This window comes from Gemmatimonadales bacterium (genome assembly GCA_030697825.1).
Classification (GTDB): Bacteria; Gemmatimonadota; Gemmatimonadetes; order Gemmatimonadales; family JACORV01; genus JACORV01.
Map to the genome: position 1 here is coordinate 1 of JAUYOW010000254.1, position 3,349 is coordinate 3,349.

The 3,349-nt window shown below is 67.4% G+C and carries 2 protein-coding genes; one reads left to right on the forward strand and one right to left on the reverse strand.

All coding sequences use genetic code 11. From position 1 onward, the window contains the following. Positions 1–241: 241 nt before the first annotated feature. Positions 242–1,264: a hypothetical protein gene (locus tag Q8Q85_12880; protein MDP3775149.1), complete on the reverse strand. Its 1,023-nt coding sequence runs from the start codon at positions 1,262–1,264 to the stop codon at positions 242–244. A gap of 656 nt (positions 1,265–1,920) precedes the next feature. On the opposite strand from Q8Q85_12880, the gene Q8Q85_12885 reads away from it, so the two are divergent. Next, the coding region (locus Q8Q85_12885; GenBank protein MDP3775150.1) for an AAA family ATPase at positions 1,921–3,349 on the forward strand (1,429 nt) is incomplete at its 3' end.

The following is a 3,349-nucleotide window of genomic DNA, read 5'->3' on the forward strand; positions in this document are numbered from 1 at the left end:
CGCGATAGCCGACGGCATTGCGGGGGCCGCCGTATCCGGGAGGGCCGAATCAGGTCTGGCCGCCAGGGTGATCGTTCCCACTTGCAGCGATTCGCCGGCGACGAGCACGAGACTGATCACGGGGGTGCCGCCCCCTGCCGAGACAGGCGGCTCTCGGCAGGAGGCGAGTAATCCCGAAGCAACGAGTAGAGCCACACGCAGAGACATGGAGCGGAGGCACCTCACTGAGCCGCCGGTGTAGCTACCACTTCAGCATCAATTCGACCCATTCCATGCAATAAGGTGTGCATCCTGCGCCATAGTCGACCTTAAACAGAACCCACTGATTGCGCCGAAGACCGTTGTCCACCACCTGCAGGGATGCGCCCCTATCTATAGCTGACGACGGAGGCGGATCCCTGTAAGCGTAGAACCAGTCGTCCGGGTTCGGCCAGCCGTCCGTTTCGATGACACGTACGTCGACGTACGGAAACTCCGTCGGCGCGGTTTCGCTTATCTTGTTCAAGAACCCGTTGCACACGAAGCGCAGGCGCACCACCGCGGTGCTCCCGATCCCCCCGCAGAGGCGGGTGTAGCCCGTCCCCGTAGGATAGATCGCCGATATCTCGAACTCGTTCCCCTCCCAACAGAAGCCGTTGTCGCAGATATTTACGGTGGCTAGGGTGTCGCCCCACAGGGAATCCGTTGGTGGCGGTGGGCCTCCACCGCCGCCGCCGCCGCCGCAATCTTCCAAACATATTTGCTCGGTACGCGGGTTCTCGATGAATCGGTGGTCGCCTAACGAGCTGCCAGCGCCTGGTCGAGCCTGCTTGTACTCGTTCGGCCCTAGCAAGAGTACGGCCACTGGGTTCGGCGTCGTTGAGAGTCGGTCGATGAACAGGGAGTCGCGCCCCGCGACGTACCCGAAGAGCGGGCTGAACTCGTCCACAAGAGCAGCAACGGCAATACGGTCCTGGATCTGCCACGTCTGCCGATGACTGATGTGAGGTACGTACAAGTCCACTGGAGGTAGTGTCGTCGCGAGGCTTCTCAATTCCTCGGCAGTCTGGTGCGATCGGTCGGCAGCCGCCGCGAGGAGTACGCGACCCTGAGCGGTGCCGAGGAAGTCGAGGAGCACGACCTTGTGCTCTGAGAGCGCCGACGCGCGCAGGGAGGCGTGCAGCGCCGCGCGGGCCGCCGGCTCAGCCAGTCCTTCTCCCAGCGCTCGCGCCAACCGGTCAAGGGATCGGGCCTGCTCAACAGTATACCACGGACTGGCTACCACGGCAGCGACCTCTTGGGTGTTGGGCATCGAGACGCGCGTGGGCGTTGAGGTTTCGCTGCAGGCGCAGATAGCAACTCCTCCCGCGGCTAGAAGGGCGCTCCGAAGGGTAGGTAACATGTTTGCGTCCCCCATTCAAAGGTTCCGATGGGCTTGCTGATCCCTCGCAGTCTAGGCTCTCCTCGTCACCGGAGTGTCACCCACCCTCACCAACGTGCTCTAACCCGTTGCGAACTGGCCGCTTAGACCGCGCTCGCCGTGGCCAGCGCACTAATCGATTGCCGTTGACACTTGCCGCTGGCCCGCGCCAATCTGCCCGCCGGCACGGAGCTCCCCCACCAGAATGCCGCGTTCGTGTATCGAATTCGCTGCGACAAGCCTTGGCACGCGGAGGCCAAAGGGCTCGCGGCTGAAGCCGCGCCTCGGCGAGAGGACTGTCGCTGAAGCGACGGCCCGTCACTTCAGTGACAGAGCCGAGCCGCGACTTTAGTCGCGACGGCTCTCGAGCCCAAACCGCCCCCTCTTGCCGAAGACCCAGACTTGGTGACAGTCTGGTGATACCCGTCCGCCAACTTCGGCCCGGTCACAGTCCACAGGTCACCATGCCCGTACCCGTTACGCCGCCCCAGCGCGCATTCGAGTTCCGTTGTCTAGGCCCGGTGAGCCTCACCCGGCCGGACGGCGAGCGGATACGCTTCCGAACCCGCAAGCAGATGGCGCTGCTGCTGCTCTTGGCGATGCGGCCGGGCCGGCCGTACCCGCGCGAGCAGCTCATCGAGCTGCTCTGGTCCGGCGACGACGAGCCCAGCGCGCGCCACTCCCTCTCCCAGTCGGTCTCGCTGATCAACAAGAACCTCGGCGCGGACGCCATCACCGGCGCGAGCAAGGACCAGGTGGTGCTGCGCGAGGGGCTCGTCCGCCTCGACGTGGCGGCGTTCGAGGAGCGCGTGAGCGCCAAGCGTTTCACCGAGGCGCGCGAGCTCTGGCACGGCAACCTGCTCGAGGGGCTGTGGATCCAGCGGGCGCCGCACTTCGACCGCTGGCTCGACGAGGAGCGGCAGCGCCTCGCTCGCGACATGCGACGGGTGCTGCGCGCGCTGATCGAGGCGCAGCGGGCGGAAGGCGACTGGGAGGCGATGCGCGCGACGGCGGAGGCGATCCTCGAGCTCGATGCGTTGGACGAGGCCGCGATGCTCGCGTACCTCGAGTCGCTCTCCCTCGACGGCGACCGCACGCTCGCGCTCCGGCGCTACCGGGAATTCGAGGCCCGGCTCAAGGACGAGCTGGACGCCGAGCCGGGCGCCGCGCTGCGCAGCTGGTTGAAGCGGCACCGCAAGGGAGACGGCGCGCCGGCCGAGGACTCGGCAACCCGTCGCGCGCCGGCGGGGCGCGTCAGCGAGACGATCGTGCTGCCCGCGGCCCGGCCGGTGTTCGGGCGGCACGCCGAGTATGCGGCGCTGTGGGAGGCGTGGGAAGCGGCGCGCTCGGGCCAGGGCGGCTTCATCATCCTGGAAGGCGAGCCGGGGATCGGCAAGACCGCGCTGGCCTCCAAGCTCGTCAACCAGGTCCACGTGGCCGGTGGGTCCGCCTGCTTCGTGAAGTGCTACCGCAGCGAGAAGTCGGTGCCGTTCGCGCCCATCTCGGCGCTCATCCGGCAGCTGTCGCGGCTGCCGGGCTTCGTGGCGCTGAGCGACACCTGGATCGGCGAGCTGACGCGACTGGTGCCGGAGCTGCGCGAGCGATACCCCAACGCGCCGCAGCCGATGGCCGTGGACGACTCGGCGCGCTACCGGCTGTGCGACGCCACGCTCCAGGCGGCCGGCTGCGTGGCGGACGAGCATCCGCTGCTCATCGTCGTGGACGACATCCAGGATGCCGACGAGGCCACGCTGGCGCTGGTACACTACTTCGGGCGCCAGGCGGCGACCCAACCCACGGTGCTGCTCTGCGTGGCGCGCTCGTCCCAGGAGCACTCCGAGCTGCAGCGCGTCTTCTTCGAGACGGCGCGCTCGGCGGGCTTCGCGCGCTTCCTCGAGCTGGGCGCGCTCGCCGACGCCGAAATCAGGCGCATCGCGCACCAGGTGCTCG